We start from the raw sequence: 18,150 nt of genomic DNA, 5'->3' as shown, positions 1-18,150 counted from the left end.
ATATTTTAAAAGTATAGATAAAACAAAAACCCCAGTCAATGACTGGGGTTTTTTTCATAATTGAATGGTTAGTGTCAAAAAATACTTCTATTTTTTGATGAACCTTTTTATCATTTTGCTGCCTTCTACTTCTATTTCTAGAACATATATTCCAGCATCAAGTTTAGATACATCTACTGTTTCTGTAAATGCTCCCTTACGTACAACTTGCCCTAGCATATTGTATATCGTAAGGTTTTGTGCTTCAGCACCAATTACACTTACATTAAGTTCTCCTCTAGTTACCGGGTTAGGGAAGATAGAGAAATCAAATGCTGGGTTTTCAGATAATTCATTTCCAGCAGGAGTTGTTGGTCCAAAATTAGCAGAACTACTCACATTTACTAGATAATCTTCTACTTCTCCGAAGTTAAAGCTTTCACAAGAAGTTGGTGCTGCGTTGTACTTCATAGATACACGCATACGGGTAAGCCCTTGAGCTGCTCCAGACGGTACTGTAATGGTACCAGAGATAGAAGTTGCTTGAGTAGGTGATTGCGAGAATGCTGTTTCTCCTGCATCTGCAAAATCTCCATCTCTATTCCAATCTATAAATACGGCATATGCTTCATTATAAACAGTACCTGTCCACGTAGGAGTAATAGTAATAGACGCACTACCACTTAAGTCTGTAGATAAGTTTGTAAAGTCTTGATATCCTCCAGCACCTGCTCCAGATGAATTATCAATACTTCCTATCTGTACTCTAGAGATAAACTCTTCACTATTATTTTGTCCATTAGATGCACAATATCCAGATGGTGGGTTAGGATCATTTCCGTTACCAGCGACTACTCTTGTGTTGTCAATAGCGACATCAGATTGCCATGTACCCCCAGTGATACGGTTAAATCTTAATTGCACAGATCCTCCTAAGTAAGCAGCGAGATCAATAGTTACATTATTCCACTGGTTACCTTGGTTTCCTGTTTGATTCCAGATACTAGTCCAAGTAGCACCGTCATCCGTACTTGCTTCAAGGTCTACACGTCCTGCATCAGTAGATCCAAACATGTGGTAGTCAAATATGAAAGAAGCTTCAGTTTGTGCACTTAAGTCAAAACAAGGCGAGTTTAAGATAGCTCTTTTGTTCGGGAATCCAGTTCCGTTTCCAGATGCTTCTACATACATATAGAAAGATCCATCAGATCCTGAAGATGGTCCTGTATTGTTAGAAGGAGTTCCTCCAGAGTCACGTGTCCAGTTCAGGTCGTCTCCTCCTGCTTGAGTCCATAATCCTAAGTTAGCTTCAAAGCTTTCGCCGTAAGGCAATGTATCCACACCACCAGAACATCCGCCAGTTGGAGGAGGAGTTGTGCTAGTAGTTGCAGAAACGGTATTACTATTAGCCGATACATTTCCAGCAGCATCTTTAGCTCTTACAGAGAATTGGTAAGTTGTTCCTTCTGCAAGTCCAGTTACGTTCGCTGTTGTTCCTGTAACTTCTCCTAGATTAGAGCTTCCTTGGAATACATCATAAGCAGTTACCCCTACATTATCAGTAGACGCTGTCCATGATAGTGCTACCGAGCTAGTAGTTACTCCAGTTACAGCAAGATTTGTTGGCACTGTTGGCGCTTGTGTATCTCCTGCTTGTGCACCTTCAACACTGAATCCATCAATAGCGATATCTCCTTGCCAAGAAGCGGCACTTGTACCACGGAATCTTAGTTGTACAGTACCTGAGTAAGCAGCAAGGCTCACATTTTGATCAATCCAAGCAGCCCCTTGATCACCCGATTGCGACCATATTTCTGTCCAAGTTTGTGATCCATCTTCTCTTGCTTCTAGTCTTACGGTTCCTACAGCATTTCCTGTCATTTGATAACTGAAAGAAGCAGAAGGAGCGTTTACGCCTGTAAGGTTGAAACATGGAGAGTTAAGGATTGCCGTTTTATTAGGGAATCCAGCACCGTCACCCGATACTTCCATATAGATATAGAAAGTTCCTTCGTTAGCTGCAGAAGGTCCCGTACTGTTAGAAGGAGTTCCTCCAGAGTTTATAGTCCAATCTATATCATCACTTGTATCCTGAGACCAAGCACCTAATGTGTTTTCAAACCCTTCATTATATGGGAAACTAGAAACAGTAGAATTACAAGTTGCAGGTGGTGGTGGTCCAGCACATCCGCTTGTAAATGATATTACCTGATCAGTATTTGTGTTAGTTCCTCCATTTGAATTTTCAACAGCATCTACACCTACACCTCTTCTAGCAAAAGCATCCCATATTAAACAATTATACTGACCTCCATAAAGATCTTGATCTGCTTGAAGAATTCCATCACGTCCAGATACATATCCTGGATTATTAGCTGTGTTTTTAAGACCTTCAGTAACAAGTGCCATTGCAATATTATTACCTCCTGTTCCTGTATATTGATTTGCATCATATCCTTCAAGATCAATAAGATCCCAAGTCATATCCCATAAGATAGTAGCAAAACCATATCCTACACCATGTGGAACAGCAAGACCTCCTATATCTCCATAATCAGTACCATTTACTGCTAAATCTGTAGAATATCTTGTTGGACGAATTCCCGCTCCTGTAGTAGGTTGTCCTATGGCATAGGTTCCTACGCCTCTTGCTGTGTTTCTATCATCTCCAGGGCGAATTGTCATTACTAATCCAAACCAATCAGACCATCCTTCTCCCATTTGCTCAGAGCCTCCTAATGCATTTGTTCCAGGACCTCCTACAAGACGTGTAGAAATACCATGACCATACTCATGAGCAATAATCACATTATCTAAATCTCCATCTCTAGTTGGGTTTGTAAATAAGAACATTTGCATTCTAGGGTTCGATCCATCTGGCGGAGTCGCAAAGTTTGCATTGTTTGTTCCACTACCATCTTGAGCATCTGCATTTACAGAATCACTACCAGCTCCTCCGTTTCCATAATTGTTTTCTTGGAAATTTCCTGAAGCTTCATTAAAACCATATTGGTACCATACATCATGCATGATATTATTCCAATAGAATAAGTTTGTTGTTGCTGCTGGTAAGAAAGTAGATGGTGCATTATTAAGATTTAATGGGAAATCAAAATTAAGAGAGCTTCCTCCATTTGGTCTCGATCCTGTTCCATTATTTCCATTTGTATCATCTTGAGCTGTAACATTGTTACCTACAGTTGTTGTAAATTCTGCTCCTGCGCTTCCATTTGTATCATGCCATCCAAAAGGTGATGCTGTAGCATTTGCAGGATCTGAAACTAATACACGGTTTCCGTGATTAGGGCTTTCAATTCCTAATGGGTATACATTGTAAGTACCACCGCCAACTAAAGCAGCATCTACTGCAGTCATGCTATAAGCAACAGGTCCCATTTCTATGCTTTCTTCTGCAACAGTAGCATCGTGACCATGATTTGAATGATCTGGTGTTCCAAAACTACAAGAAATTACCCAGTCTTCAGTTCTTAAAATAGTTCCCGAAGTAGCATCCACATTTACACTCCACCAATGTTCCCCATCAAGTGGATAAATAGATACTTTCCATGTTAAATGTAAAGTGCTGTCTTGATATAAGTATACTTTTTCAACACTAATAGGTTCAATACTTATTCCCGAATTTTCGTATACAAATACATCTTTCGATTTTTGGGTTGAATTTAAATTTGAAGGTGTTGAAATTTGATGTGCATTAACAACAGACATAATCGCACTCTCTGGTGTTAATGAAGCTTGGGTAACACTCGCTTTTGCTCCTAAGTCACTAATAAATTGATTAATTTCCCAAGTTACTTCACCGTTTTTAACAGTTAACTTATAAGTACCATTTTGAATAGGTACTCCTTGAAACATCTGTTGCACATATACGTGTTGTATTTGTGGGTTTAAAGAAGGGACAATATCTGTAACTCTCCATTCAGATACATCCTGAGATGAAAACCCGGTTTCGGATTTTTCTGTGTGTTTTCCAAAATAATTCTGGACAATGCCATCCATATTTTGTGCAAACGCAGTTGATCCTAACAGAAAAGCTGTTAAGAAAAATGTGTACATTTTTTTCATAATCGTTATTAATTTGTTTGTTAATTAGGAACTTGTTTGTAAAAAACTCAAGATTTTTGATAAAAAACGCAATAATTTTGAAATAAATGAAATTTAATCGATGAAACGCACAGTTTTTTTTTAAGATTTCTTTAAGATTTAATTTTTTAGCAAAAACGTTAAACAAAAACCTACCAAATCGATAGACTTTACGTAAAATGGAATTATGAAATAAAAAACCCGATATCATATATTGATATCGGGTTTTGAATATTAACTTTTTGAATATTCAGATAGAATTATTTTTTAATAAATCGCTTCGTATGTGTTTCATTTTCTATAGCGACTTCTATAATATATAGACCAGATTTAAGTCTAGATACATCTAATGTGTTATTAAATGATCCAGAACTAACAATTTGCCCTAGCATATTATAAATAGTATAACGTTCCGCTTCAGCACCAGTTACCTGTACATTCAGTTGACCTCTAGTTACTGGATTAGGCGATACTGTAAAATCAAAAGAAGAAATTGTAGTACCGTCATTATCTAACGTATTAGGATCTGAAAAAGTAGTGTTAGCTGAATTAGTGCTCACATTTACTAGATAATCTTCTACTTCTCCGAAGTTAAAGCTTTCACAAGAAGTTGGTGCTGCGTTGTACTTCATAGATACACGCATACGGGTAAGTCCTTGAGCTGCTCCAGACGGCACTGTAATGGTACCAGAGATAGAAGTTGCTTGAGTAGGTGATTGCGAGAATGCTGTTTCTCCTGCATCTGCAAAATCTCCATCTCTATTCCAATCTATAAATACGGCATATGCTTCATTATAAACAGTACCTGTCCATGTAGGAGTAATAGTAATAGATGCACTACCACTTAAGTTTGTAGATAAGTTTGTAAAGTCTTGATATCCTCCAGCACCTGCTCCAGATGAATTATCAATACTTCCTATCTGTACTCTAGAAATATACTCATCATTTGTATTTTGTCCATTAGATGCACAATATCCAGATGGTGGGTTAGGATCATTTCCGTTACCAGCGACTACTCTTGTGTTGTCAATAGCGACATCAGATTGCCATGTACCCCCAGTGATACGGTTAAATCTTAATTGCACAGATCCTCCTAAGTAAGCAGCGAGATCAATAGTTACATTATTCCACTGGTTACCTTGGTTTCCTGTTTGATTCCAGATACTAGTCCAAGTAGCACCGTCATCCGTACTTGCTTCAAGGTCTACACGTCCTGCATCAGTAGATCCAAACATGTGGTAGTCAAATATGAAAGAAGCTTCAGTTTGTGCACTTAAGTCAAAACAAGGCGAGTTTAAGATAGCTCTTTTGTTCGGGAATCCAGTTCCGTTTCCAGATGCTTCTACATACATATAGAAAGATCCATCAGATCCTGAAGATGGTCCTGTATTGTTAGAAGGAGTTCCTCCAGAGTCACGTGTCCAGTTCAGGTCGTCTCCTCCTGCTTGAGTCCATAATCCTAAGTTAGCTTCAAAGCTTTCGCCGTAAGGCAATGTATCCACACCACCAGAACATCCGCCAGTTGGAGGAGGAGTTGTGCTAGTAGTTGCAGAAACGGTATTACTATTAGCCGATACATTTCCAGCAGCATCTTTAGCTCTTACAGAGAATTGGTAAGTTGTTCCTTCTGCAAGTCCAGTTACGTTCGCTGTTGTTCCTGTAACTTCTCCTAGATTAGAGCTTCCTTGGAATACATCATAAGCAGTTACCCCTACATTATCAGTAGACGCTGTCCATGATAGTGCTACCGAGCTAGTAGTTACTCCAGTTACAGCAAGATTTGTTGGCACTGTTGGCGCTTGTGTATCTCCTGCTTGTGCACCTTCAACACTGAATCCATCAATAGCGATATCTCCTTGCCAAGAAGCGGCACTTGTACCACGGAATCTTAGTTGTACAGTACCTGAGTAAGCAGCAAGGCTCACATTTTGATCAATCCAAGCAGCTCCTTGATCACCTGATTGCGACCATATTTCTGTCCAAGTTTGTGATCCATCTTCTCTTGCTTCTAGTCTTACAGTTCCTACAGCATTACCAGTCATTTGATAACTGAAAGATGCAGAAGGAGCGTTTACGCCTGTAAGGTTGAAACATGGAGAGTTAAGGATTGCCGTTTTATTAGGGAATCCAGCACCGTCACCCGATACTTCCATATAGATATAGAAAGTTCCTTCGTTAGCTGCAGAAGGTCCTGTACTATTAGAAGGAGTTCCTCCAGAGTTTATAGTCCAATCTATATCATCACTTGTATCCTGAGACCAAGCACCTAATGTGTTTTCAAACCCTTCATTATATGGGAAACTAGAAACAGTTGTACTACATGTAATAGGTGGAGGAGGTGTTGCTGTTCCATTTCCAGTTACAATTAAAGTAAAAGCTTGATTTCCTCCAGAAAGAGAGCCTTTATGTGTTACTGTAATAGTATATGTTCCTGTTGCATTATCTATATCTACACGCTCATAAGGATCTACAGTATTGTCACCTTTTCCATTTGTTGTAATTCCAGTAAGTCTCCAAGGTGTAGATGTAGTTCCGTTTTTAGTAACACGTATATCAAGGTCATTTACTAATCTAGAAGTTGAAGAATTAGTAGCTGTAGTTGCAGTTCCTGGAAGGTCTGTCCATGATATAGAAGCCAAAAGTGGTCCTCCATTAGCATCTACTTGTACTTGGTATGAACCTCCGTTTGCAAGAGATAATTCACTTACAATAGATGATGTTCCATTTCCAGAAATTGTTTCTGCTGCTTTTTTGGCATTTAATAATCCCCATCCGTAAACAGCATCTGGTCCATTTGGCCCTGCATCATCTGCAGTATGTAATGCTAATCCTTTAATTGTTGAAGCTCTAGCAAAGGAACCATTTACATTATTATAATGCTCTTGAAGTAATAATAAAGATCCTGCTACATTTGGAGAAGCCATTGATGTTCCTGTAATAGAATTGTAAGCAGTATCACTATTTTGATATGTTGAATAAACCCCCGTACCGTTTCCAGTAATATCAGGTTTAATTCTATAATCATCTGTAGGTCCTTCACTACTACTACTATTAATAGAAACACTTACTAAAGTACCATCTGCTGCAATATTTGCGTCTTGTGCATTTGCAACAACAAGATTGTTTTTTGAAGTAGAATGTCCTGTTAGTTTATCATAAGATGAGTTTCCATCTAAAGGAGCTCCATTATAGCCATTTTGATTTCCATCATTACCAGCGGCAACTACCATAAGATAGTTTGGTGCATTATACATTACTTCATCCCAATTACGAGACTCATCAATATAAGCTCCAAAATATTGATCAGGAACAAGATCACCTCTAAAGCCATAAGAATGGTTAGATATGAGCATTCCATTTGCTGCAGCAGTAGTAGCTTCTGCTATATCGTTATTCCACATATATCCATCTACTTTTGTATAAGGAGCCATTCCTTTAGCATCGGGTTGTACACCAGATGCCATAATAGTTCCAGATACGTGTGCAGCATGAAAGTTTAATTGTGTCCCTCCTTCAGAAGCAAGATCTCTAATTGTTAGGCGATTTGTTCCTCCAGGACCATCATATTCTTGATGCGTTACACGACCATGACCTCCATCCCAAACGTGGGCAGTCATATTTTGTCCCATTAGATTAAGCCCTAAAGACCCTCCTGTATTTAAATGATTAGTACGTGTAGATCTCGCAGCATCTACATTAAATGTACGGTAGTAAATAGGAGTACCATCTGGTAAAATGCGTTGCAATTCTGCAAATCCACCATCATCTAGAGTTATTTTTAGTGCCAATCCTCGTTGTGCAGCTTGTTGCTTTGCTAGCTGTTTTTGTTGTTGATTGATTTGGGAGAATTTTTGTTCTAATTGTACGAGTCTAGATTGATCGTAATCTTTTGTGATTTCTTGAATCTGAGCGGGAGTTTGTCCAAAGACATGCATGGATCCAAAAAGCACTGCTAAAAGGAAAAATCCTTTTAAGTACTGTTTTTTCATGATTTGTTTAATTTTGGTTAGTGTTTTTATGTTAATTCTTAAGAAAGAGTTAAACATTTTCGCAAAAAAAAGGAATTATTGACAACTGCTAAAATTTTTTCGATGAAATACACATATTTTTAGAAAAATCTTTAAAAAAAGAAAGAAATAAAATGGTTTCTTTAAAAGAATAGCAATAATTGTTTGTTTTTTTTGAGAAAAATGCGAAAATCAGTAGTAGGATTATGCATTTACGATAAACAAAAAACCCGATACAAATTGCATCGGGTTTTTTTACACTAGTTTAAAAAGTGTGTTCAAGTAGTATTACTTTTTAACAAATCGCTTGGTGTGCGCTTCACTACCTGTAGCAACTTCAATAATATACATCCCAGCTTTAAGTCCAGAAACATCTAATGTGTTATTAAATGATCCTGATTTTACAATTTGACCTAGCATATTATAGATTGTGTACTTCTCTACATCTGCTCCTACAACTTGAATAGAAAGTTGTCCTCTAGTTACTGGATTAGGGAATACAGTAAAGTCAAATGATTCTTCAATTGATATATTTTCTTCTGTTGTTGAAGAAGTCAAAATACTTTCTTCATTAGAATTTGTTACGTTCGTAGCACTTGAATCAAGAGAAATATTATCAATAGCGACATCAGATTGCCAAGTTCCTCCAGTGATACGATTAAATCTAAGTTGGATTCCTATACCTGCATATGAAGATAAATCTAGCGATACAGTATTCCATTGATTACCTTGATTTCCAGTTTGTGTCCATATAGCTGTCCAATTAGCACCATCATCATCACTAATTTCTAAGGCAATACTTCCTCCATTAGAAGATCCATACATATGATAATCAAAAGAGAAATTGATTACAGAAGATCCTGTTAAGTCAAGACACGGAGAGTTAATAATTGCTTGTTTATTTGGAAATCCAGTTCCGTTACCTGATGCTTCTACATACATATAGTAAGCACCTTCAGATGCGCTTGATGGACCTGTACTTCTTGAAGGTGTTCCATTTGCATCTCTAGTCCAATTAATATCATCATTGGTAGATTGCGTCCATAAACCAATACTTGTTTCAAATCCTTCAGAGTAAGGAATTGCTTCTCCTCCTACACATCCAGTAGGTATACCACCAGCTGTAGTTATAGTAAGTGTGTTACTTAATGTAGAAGCATTAGCTGCTGCATCTTTTGCACGAACTTGAAAATCATAAGTAGTGTCAAGAACAAGACCTTGTATTTGTGATGTTGTTCCAACAACAGTTGTAGAAATTAACCCATCTACATATACATCATATTCAGTTACACCAACGTTATCTGTAGAAGCATCCCAAGACAAATCAACTGTAGTCTCTGTTATATTTGATGCTATCAAATTAATAGGTGTAGAAGGTGCTACTGTATCTGCAAATGCTCCTTCAGCAATTCTTAGGTCATCTATAGCAATATCACCTTGCCAAGAGTTTCCTGACGTTCCATTAAATCTCAATGTAAGAGTACCTCCTGTATAAGCATCTAAGTTTACGATAGCATTTTGCCAGCTCGCTCCTTGATCTCCAGATTTAGACCATACTTCTGTCCATGAGATACCGCTATTAGTACTTGCTTCTAAACGAATAGTACCTACTGCATTTCCTGTCATTTGATATTGGAAAGTAGCATGTGCTTCTGTCATTCCCGTAAAATCAAAACAAGGAGAGTTTAAGTTAGCTACTTTTGCAGGATTGTTAGGATTTGAAGTCTCCATATATATATAATGAGACCCTTCTACAGCTCCCGAAGGTCCTGTACTATTAGAAGGAGTAGTTCCGCTATTTACTGTCCAGTTAAAATCATCATTAGTATCTTGAGACCACTGTCCAATAGTGTTATTAAAGCCTTGACTGTAAGGGAAAGCAGTTACTTCTGCTACACAGCTATTGTCTGGCTCTACTGGAGTATCTATTACTGTTATGATAAGGGAGTAATTTTGACTTCCAGAGAATAAACTTCCTTTATGAGTTACGGTAACTGTATATGTTCCATCTGCATCAGCAACATCTACACGTTCATATGGATCTACTACGTTATCTTGTTTTGCATTTGAGTCTACACCAGTTAATCTCCATGGCATGAATGTGTCTGCATCTTTAGTAATACGTAAGTCAAGGTCATTAATAAGTACTGGTGTAGGATCATTTGTTCCTGTTACTGGAGTTCCTGGAGCATCTGTCCAAGAAATAGATGCTTGTAAAATTTTACCCGCTGGTACAGTAACTTGTGTTTGGTATGATCCACCATCTGCTAATGTGCGTTCATCAATGGTAGTAGTTGTTCCATTGGCAGTAATTGTTTCTGCCATTCTTTTTGCATTTAATAATCCCCATCCGAAGATAGCGTCAGGACCAATTGCTCCGGCATCATCTGCTGTGTGTAAAGCAAGTCCTTTTAATGTAGCCGCTTTCGCGAAAGCGCCATTCACATCATTATAATGTTGTTGTATTAATAACAATGATCCCATTACATTTGGAGACGCCATAGACGTTCCTGTAATAGAATTATAAGCTGTATCACTGTTTTGGTATGTAGAATATACTTCTGTACCGTTACCAGCAATATCTGGTTTGATACGGAAATCATCAGTAGGACCTTCACTACTTCCGCTGTTTATATTTACATTTATTAGAGAGCCATCGGCTGCGATAGTAGCATCTTGAGCATTTGCTACGACAAGGTTGTTTTTTGTAATAGCTTTTCCAGTAAGTTTATCATAAGCAGCATTTCCTCCTAAAGGAGCACCGTTGTATGTGTTTATATTTCCTTCATTACCTGCAGCGGCAACCATAAGGTAAAAAGGTGCGTTATACATAATTTCATCCCAGCTCTGAGACTCACTAGAATAAGATCCAAACCATTGGTCTGGAATATTAGTTCCTAATAATCCATAAGAGTGATTAGAAATAAGCATTCCGTTGCTAGCAGCGGCAGTTGCTTCTGCTACATCATCATTCCAACGGTATCCGTTAATTTTTGCATGTGGAGCCATTCCTTGAGCTTCAGCTTGAACTCCAGAAGCCATAATAGTTCCTGTTACGTGCGCAGCATGAAAATTAAGTTGAATGCCTTCACTAGCTTCATCTTGAACTGTGTAGCGATTTGTGCCTCCTGCTCCGTCATACTCTTGGTGAGATGCTCTTGCATGACCACCATCCCATACATATGCTGTCATATTTTGACCCATTAAGTTTAAACCTAATGAACCTCCAGCATTAATGTGTGTTGTTCTAGTAGAAATTGCAGCATCTGCATTAAAAGTGCTATAGTAAATAGGGGTTCCGTCAGGAAGGATACGTTGTAGCTCAGCAATCCCTCCGTTATCTAATGTAATTTGTGTAGGGATTCCTTTTTGAGAAGCTTGTTGCTTTGCAAATTGGCGTTGTTGAGCGCTTACTTGTAGAAATTGTTGTTCTAGTTGAGCAAGACGTTCCTGATTGTTTTCTTTGGTGATTTGTGCGATTTGGTTTGGCGTTTGTGCATATACTTGTGTTGCGCATAATGCCAATCCTAAAGAGAGTCCTCTTAGGTAGTTTTTTTTCATGATTGTTGTTTATGGTTCGGGGTAAGTAACTACATTACAATGTTTTTACTACGGCGGCGAAAGTCAATCAAAAAATTAGAAAGAAAAAAATTTTTCGATGAAATGTGCAAAAAAATCTTTTACCCGTAAATAAGTGGAAAATTTCATCGATGAAAGACACAATTTTAACATTTGAAATTGCATGTTTTGATGAAAACCAACAACTTAAATTGAGGGATTCCCTCAATTTTAAGATATATACATATAAAAAGAAAGGCTGTAATAAGATATTACAGCCCTTCAACAAACCAAACCAATCAATTATGAACACTTTATATATTTAGTTTCTTGGACGTATTTCAACCGTTACTAAGTTGTAACCTCCTCGTCCATCTTCTACAGCTACCACTCCTGGGCCACTGTTATATACTCCTTTACCATATTGTACATCTTCAAGATTACTTACACGACGTATGGTTGTATTTGAATCTACTGCTCCAGTATTAGGACCTGCTTGGCGAGGTGCTTGATCTGCACCAAATCCTACAGCTTGATCTACTTCTGTTCCTGCATCATATAAGTACGATCTTGCAGAGGCTCCAAATCCTGAGTATGGAGTTTCTCCATCTTCTTCAAATAATGGGAATCCTACATTGTTATATGCAATAAACCAATCATTTGTATTTACTAGCATGGTTCCGTATCCAAATTTATAGGCTGCTCCTACAGGTACTGTTAATTCAAAAGTAAGGCTCTCACCTGGACGCACATTTGCATTTTCATTATTTGCAACTGCTGTTACACCTTCAAGTGTATTTAAATAAGCTACTGCTACAGTTCTATTACCATCTTCAGCGATTTCTTCTACACCACTATTTGGGTTTGCAGCACTCCCTTGAGAGAACCAAGGATCACTTTCTTGAGTAAATGCATATGCAACACCTCCTGAAAGTACACTGTATGTAGATGATAAACGAATAGGATCTCCGTTAGGTCCTTCTTCATGGAACCAGTTATTTAAAACCGCTGGCATTCCATCTTCAGCAATACCTTCAAGACCCACACCGCGATCTACTTCTCCTAATGTAAATAATGGATTAGCTAGGGCGTGTAATACAGTAATACCAGGTGTCACTACAAATCCATTTTGTGAGCTAGGTGCTTGATCTGGATCTGGAGTCATAATAGCAGTAATTGTAAATGTAAACGTACCAGCACTATTTGCTGTACCTGCTTCATAGCTAAGAACTGCTGTTAAATAGGTGTCACCGCGAAGACCTCCTCTATCTACAATACGTGTTGCAGGATTTGGATCTTCAGGACCTACATTTGCTCCAGCTGGAGGAAAAAATTCTGGAAGATTGTCTGCTTCTGTTCCTGCATCAAATAAGATAAGTTCACTTGCGATATCTCCCGTACGAGGAGCTCCGTTTTGCCATAAATCAATACCTGCAAAATCTTCGGGTGCTAAAAACCAATCATTACTATTACCCATCATTGTAACAGGTGTAAATTTTGTACCTGGTACTGCTTGGAAAGAAATTTGGTATTGATCTCCATTTTGAGTAAGTGGTCCAGTAGTAGGAGCATCACCATCTCTTAAACGCTCAGAGAAAGGAATCGCCTCAAAATAATTTGCAGCGTTAGTTACTGTAATGTCAAAGGTTACTAAGTTCGCCTCTTCTTGTTGTTCTTCTTGCTGTTCTTCTTGTTGCTCTTCAACGAATATATCGTTGTCATCAGACTCACATGCTGCGAGTATCGTTAATAAAGCAAATGCTGATAAAATTGTCTTTTTCATTTTTAAATTTTTTTGATATTGTTTTTTTCTTAATTCAGTTTTGTAAATCGAATTGTAAATGCGTTCGATTATTTTGACACTGCAATATTATGGCAACAAAAGGCTTGCTTCTAAAACAAACTAAATGAAGAGGAAAAAGCTTGTTTAAAGCGGAATGAGTAGAAAAACGAGAAAATAAATTAGGTTTAAAAAGGAAAAAAAAGCGCTAAAAATGAAATATGTTAATTATCTATGAGCTATAGTTTTTTCTTATGGCAATTATGTAGTTTAAAAAGTAATTCTTATGGTAAAAACTCTTTTTTTAAGGATTTTTGCATGAAAATTACGCTTTCGCGAAAGCGAACACAGAAATATTTGAGTTTTTATCTTAAAAGAGATGGGATATTTTTTAAAATAAAGAAAGTGCTACTGCTTTTATCGACAGAATACCATAAATTAATGTGTAATTTTGAAACATATGGATCAGGAAACGCTACTTTCTATTAGAAATCTTTCAATATCCTTTCCTCAAGGGAAAAAAATGGAAGAAATTATACATCAAATTTCTTTTCATCTTTATAAGAATGAAATTCTAGCTATTGTTGGAGAGTCTGGATCTGGAAAATCTATCACAACTCTTGCAACTTTAGGATTATTAGATAAGAAGGCAATTGTAAAAGGAGCGATCAATTTTAAAAATCAAGAATTACTTTCTTTCTCTGAATCGGAATATAGAAACATTCGTGGGCGTGTCATATCTATGATTTTTCAAGAGCCTATGAGTTCCTTAAATCCTTCTCTTACGTGCGGTTATCAAGTGGTGGAAATTTTAAAACAGCATACGTCTCTTTCTAATAAAGAAGCAAAGGAGAAGACACTATTACTTTTTGAAAAAGTAAAGCTGCCAGATCCTAAAGAATTATTTAATGCGTATCCGCATCAAATAAGTGGAGGTCAAAAGCAACGTGTTATGATTGCCATGGCTATTGCTTGCGATCCTGAAATCCTTATTGCTGATGAACCTACAACAGCACTGGATGTTACCGTTCAAAAAGAAATTATCCAACTTTTGAAAGATATTCAGAAAGAAACAGGGATGAGTATTATTTTTATTTCTCATGATTTATCATTGGTAAAAGAGATTGCAGATCGAGTACTTGTCATGTATAAAGGAGATATTGTAGAAGAAGCTCCAGCCGAAACACTTTTTAGATCTCCTCAAAATACCTATACTAAAGCATTACTAAACGCAAGACCCTCTCTTGAAAATAGACTCATTACATTACCAACTATTAAAGATTACCTATCTGATACATTACAAACAGAAATTGAAATTCCAGAAGAGCGTACACAGCGGTTAAAAGAGTTATATGACACATCACCTATTTTAGAAGTACATAATGTAGCGAAAACATATATTTCAAAAACAGGATTGTTTGGAAAGTCTAGAATTGTAAAAGCAGTAAATGATGTTTCTTTTTCTCTTTATGAGGGAGAAACGTTGGGACTTGTAGGAGAATCGGGTTGTGGGAAATCAACCTTAGGGAATGCTATTTTACAATTAGATAAAGCATCGGCAGGAAGTATATTATATAAAGGAGAAGACATTACACAACTTAAAGGAAAAGCATTAAGAGCATTACGAAAAGAAATACAGATTATATTTCAAGACCCATATGCTTCACTAAACCCTAGGCTTACTGTCGGGCAAGCTATTATTGAACCTATGGAGGTTCATACACTTTTTTCAAGCAAGGAAGCACGTAAAGAGAAAGCATTAGAGATCATGAAAAGGGTTGGCTTAGACAGTTCTCATTTTAATAGATATCCTCATGAGTTTAGTGGTGGTCAGCGACAACGTATAGGAATTGCACGTACTATTGCCGTACAGCCTAAATTAATTATATGTGATGAGTCTGTGAGTGCATTAGACATTTCTGTGCAAGCACAAGTATTAAACTTACTTAATGAACTTAAGCAAGATTTTAAGTTTACATATATATTTATATCACATGATTTAGCTGTGGTTAAATATATGGCAGATCAGCTTGTGGTAATGAATAAAGGGAAAATTGAGGAAATAGGTGAGGCAGATCATATTTATAGAAATCCTCAGAAAGCGTATACTAAAAACTTGATTGATGCAATACCTAAAGGTGCTTAAATCATAAATAGGAATACCTTTTTAGCAAGGTATAGGCAATTTACCATAAATGTAAAAGCTTCTTTAATACTATCGAAAATTGATTTGAAAGGTTGTAGGGCGTACTTTTTTTGCATGTTAGTCATTTAGGGATAAAACAAAATCCGCAGGGCTCCCCCTGCGGATTTCTAACAAATCATAACATTAAACACTCGTATGAGTTTTTAAAGCTATTTGGTTGAGATAAAGTCTAGTTGGTCATTAATCTGATTTTTCGTACACTTTATCGGTATCAATTATTGTATTTGGGGACTGCTAAAGTAGTATAATTTTTCACTTGTGCAAACTTTATTCTTAAATTTTTCGTTTGAATGTTAAAATTTTGTGTATTTCATCGATTTTATTGAGTTTTTAATCGTTGAAATGAGAAAAATAAAGAAAAATGCTTGTTGGAAGAAGTGTTTTTAGGAAACGAAATTATTTAAAAATCTGCTTAATTCTTCCTTTTTTGTTTTTTCCGTGTTTTCGTACATCACAAACATCTGCAACTTTGTAATATGATCTTCCGTAGTTGGAGCGATTATCTTCTTGAAGTCGTTTTGTAACTTGATTTGTCATTCTGATAACAAATTCTTCTTCTTTATTAGGAAAAGAAAGGTCACGACCTATGTGATCTAATTTTTTTCCTCTAGGAGAATGGTCTCTCTTTCGTTTGAGATAATCTTCTGTTTCATATAATTCATTATAACAATGTATAAGCTCATGCGCAAGCACTGCCATAGGAGAATTATATCCCTTGTTTTTTGTAAACCATTTTTTTCTGTGGTTCTTTCTAAATACCACTCCATGGGTGTCATAAAAACCTACAGTATTGTTTGAAGGGTTATAAAAGTTTCGGCCTTCAGAATAAACAATTTTAATATCGTTTTGAGTATCTGCAATGAGAACATCTATAATATCTACAGTTTCCAAAATACCATCATCCTCATAGGTAATTGTAAGCGCATTGGTTTTATGTAAATAATCTAGTGCTTTAAAGCAATTGCGTAAAAATCGATCAGGAACAGCAGTATAATCACGATCTTCATCATATATATATCGATGTGGGTGGTCTTGAAGGTCGTAAATAACCATATATTATATATTCATTTCTGGAACATTTTCAGGGATGGTTAATCTTCCTTCGGTAGCATTTTTTACATCTTCTATAGAAACGCCAGGTGCTCTTTCTAAAAGTAAAAAGCCATCTGGAGTTACTTCTAATACAGCTAGGTTTGTAACAATCTTTTTCACACAGCCTACTCCAGTAAGTGGCAAACTACAGTTACTTAATAATTTTGACTTACCTGCTTTATTTGTATGCATCATAGCAACGATAATATTTTCTGCGCTAGCAACAAGGTCCATAGCACCTCCCATTCCTTTTACCATTTTACCTGGTATTTTCCAGTTTGCTATGTCTCCATTATCGGCTACTTCCATAGCTCCTAGAATGGTAAGATCTACGTGTTGCCCACGAATCATTCCGAAGCTTGTAGCGCTATCAAAAAAACTTGCTCCTGGAAGTGTTGTGATGGTTTGTTTTCCAGCATTTATAATATCGGCATCTTCCTCACCTTCGTATGGAAAAGGTCCCATACCTAATACGCCATTTTCACTTTGAAATTCTACTTCTATATCATGACGCACATAATTTGCGACCAATGTTGGAATACCTATACCTAAGTTTACGTAATAGCCATCTTTTACTTCTTGAGCAATACGTTGCGCAATTTGATTTTTATCTAATGCCATATCTACAATGAGTTAATGGTGTAATCAATTTAATGTTTTTATTTTTTTTGTCTAACGGTTCGTTGTTCGATTCGTTTTTCATAGTGTTCTCCTTGAAAAATCCGTTGTACAAAAATGCCTGGAATATGTATTTGATTAGGATCTAGGGTTCCTGGAGGAACAAGCTCTTCTACTTCTGCCACAGTAATTTTGGCAGCGCCACACATATTTGGGTTAAAATTTCGAGCAGTTCCTTTAAAAATAAGATTTCCAGCGGTATCTCCTTTCCATGCTTTTACAAAGGCAAAATCTGCATCAAAGGCATATTCTAATACATGCATTTTTCCATTAAACTCGCGTGTTTCCTTTCCTTCGGCAACTTCAGTGCCATATCCTGCAGGGGTATAAAATGCTGGAAAACCACCTTGAGCAGCTCTACATCGCTCTGCAAGTGTTCCTTGGGGGATAAGCTCTACATCAAGTTCTCCACTAAGCATTTGTCTTTCAAACTCAGCATTTTCTCCCACATAAGAAGAAATCATTTTTTTGATTTGCCGTTTTTGAAGTAATAATCCGAGTCCAAAATCATCTACTCCAGCATTATTAGAGATACAGGTGAGTTCATTTATATTAAGACGCACGAGTTCTGCGATAGCATTTTCTGGAATACCACTTAATCCAAAACCTCCAAGCATCATTGTCATTCCGCTTTTTACTCCTTGTAAGGCATTTTGGACCCCGTCTACTTTCTTTGTGATCATTGTTCTTGTAATTTGAACTAAAAATACAAAAATTAGAGGGGAGTACGCTTTCGCGAAAGCATAAAA

At 36.9% G+C, this 18,150-nt stretch carries 8 protein-coding genes; 1 reads left to right on the top strand and 7 read right to left on the bottom strand.

Annotated elements, in window-relative coordinates:
* Positions 1–87 precede the first annotated feature (87 nt).
* From CHB80_RS04735 to CHB80_RS04720, 4 genes are all read right to left on the bottom strand, one after another.
* Positions 88–4,062 (bottom strand): M36 family metallopeptidase, encoded by a 3,975-nt coding sequence (locus CHB80_RS04735; protein ID WP_089370266.1) that lies wholly within the window; start codon positions 4,060–4,062, stop codon positions 88–90.
* Positions 4,063–4,340: 278 nt separating this feature from the next.
* The gene (locus CHB80_RS04730; RefSeq protein WP_089370265.1) at positions 4,341–8,069 is read right to left on the bottom strand and encodes a S8 family serine peptidase; all 3,729 of its coding nucleotides are present in this window, start codon (positions 8,067–8,069) and stop codon (positions 4,341–4,343) included.
* Between the two features lie 306 nt (positions 8,070–8,375).
* Positions 8,376–11,648 carry a S8 family serine peptidase gene (locus tag CHB80_RS04725; protein ID WP_089370264.1) on the bottom strand — a complete coding sequence of 1,091 codons (3,273 nt, stop codon included), beginning with the start codon at positions 11,646–11,648 and terminating at the stop codon, positions 8,376–8,378.
* A gap of 319 nt (positions 11,649–11,967) precedes the next feature.
* Positions 11,968–13,428, bottom strand: a complete 1,461-nt coding sequence (locus CHB80_RS04720) for a spondin domain-containing protein (protein ID WP_089370263.1) — start codon at positions 13,426–13,428, stop codon at positions 11,968–11,970.
* Positions 13,429–13,885: 457 nt separating this feature from the next.
* Here CHB80_RS04720 and CHB80_RS04715 point away from each other — a divergent pair, with 457 nt between their 5' ends.
* Entirely contained in the window at positions 13,886–15,571 is a 1,686-nt protein-coding gene (locus tag CHB80_RS04715) for an ABC transporter ATP-binding protein (protein ID WP_089370262.1), read from the top strand.
* A gap of 456 nt (positions 15,572–16,027) precedes the next feature.
* On the opposite strand, the gene CHB80_RS04710 is transcribed toward CHB80_RS04715, so the two are convergent.
* The 3 genes from CHB80_RS04710 to CHB80_RS04700 are packed head-to-tail and all read right to left on the bottom strand — an operon-like array spanning position 16,028 to position 18,084.
* On the bottom strand, positions 16,028–16,684 hold the full coding sequence (locus tag CHB80_RS04710) for a hypothetical protein (protein ID WP_089370261.1): 657 nt from the start codon (positions 16,682–16,684) through the stop codon (positions 16,028–16,030).
* Between the two features lie 3 nt (positions 16,685–16,687).
* Complete coding sequence (locus tag CHB80_RS04705) at positions 16,688–17,344, bottom strand: CoA transferase subunit B (RefSeq protein WP_089370260.1); 657 nt, start codon at positions 17,342–17,344, stop codon at positions 16,688–16,690.
* Positions 17,345–17,382: 38 nt separating this feature from the next.
* A complete protein-coding gene (locus tag CHB80_RS04700) occupies positions 17,383–18,084 on the bottom strand; it encodes a CoA transferase subunit A (protein WP_089370772.1) in 702 nt (233 codons plus the stop codon).
* Positions 18,085–18,150: the final 66 nt, after the last annotated feature.

It is taken from the genome of Dokdonia pacifica (assembly GCF_900188275.1).
Taxonomy (GTDB): Bacteria; Bacteroidota; Bacteroidia; order Flavobacteriales; family Flavobacteriaceae; genus Dokdonia; species Dokdonia pacifica.
The sequence above is the reverse complement of the archived record's forward strand: the minus strand, read 5'-3'. Positions and strand labels throughout refer to the sequence as shown.